Annotated in this window: 1 protein-coding gene; it reads right to left on the bottom strand. The window is 46.2% G+C overall.

Annotation, left to right across the window (positions count from 1 at the left end; all coding sequences use genetic code 11):
• Positions 1-950 (bottom strand): spore coat putative kinase YutH (gene yutH, locus CGZ90_RS20070; RefSeq protein WP_094254240.1); only part of this gene is annotated, 950 nt, incomplete at both ends.

Genomic DNA, 950 nt, shown 5'->3' with positions numbered 1-950 from the left:
TAGGAATATTAAGTTCCTTCACAGGCAGCCCGATCGCTCTGTAGAATGAGCGGAGAAACTGCTCATTTTGTATTTCTTTGCCGACAACATCGTTAAAATTGCGAACGAAAAGCTCTTTGCCGATATCTCTCTCGTTCTCGTAATGCCCCTCAACAAGATCAAAGTAATGGACCGGAAAAAGAAGACGGCCGTACAGAAGCCTCCATGAGCTTTTTGACAGCGGCTTCACTTTTTCGTAATCATCAATGAATCCAAGCACTTGATTGTTCCGGAAATTGTCCTGATACACATAGCCTCTTATCCACTCAGCAAGGTCTCTTACTGGATGATCAACGATCCAACCGACTGGCAGTTTGGCAAACGTTCCATCCACATCGACCCAGGCACCTTCAGAAAACCTTTCGTGGCAGACAGCAGACGATCCTAATCCAGCCGGCCCCCGCTCGAGCGCATGATCAACGATATACTGAATCGCGTTTTCCGCCAATCCTTCATAGTAAGGAAAGGAAGTCAGAAACAAACGGTCAAAATCATTCTTTTCTTTCCGCTGTTTCACATCATGATACTTTTTGTGCATATTATCCATCCGTTTCATCCATAATTCAGCCCACTGTCCGAAAGCTGTGCGCTGAAGCGGATGATAATGATGGATATTTTTTGAACGCAGATGAAAATCAGCAAGCTCCTCGCCTAACGGTCTGGACGGAGAACGGTTCTCGGAATCGAGTTTAAAAAGCATCACTGCACTTCCGTCAATGTATGCGTTTGGCATACTCGAAACCGTCGGACAGAGTTCTGCAATTCCCTTCTCGCCAGCATGTTTCAGACACTCGCTGACATACAGCGGCTCTTGAATATCCTCATATGACAGGTTCCGCTGAGACACAACAATGTACCTTTCTCCCCTGCACCAGAATGTCTTGAAGCCGCGGTCCATTTTCTTTCCTTCA

This window comes from Fictibacillus aquaticus, assembly GCF_002245695.1.
GTDB lineage: Bacteria > Bacillota > Bacilli > Bacillales > Fictibacillaceae > Fictibacillus > Fictibacillus aquaticus.
The sequence above is the reverse complement of the archived record's forward strand: the minus strand, read 5'-3'. Positions and strand labels throughout refer to the sequence as shown.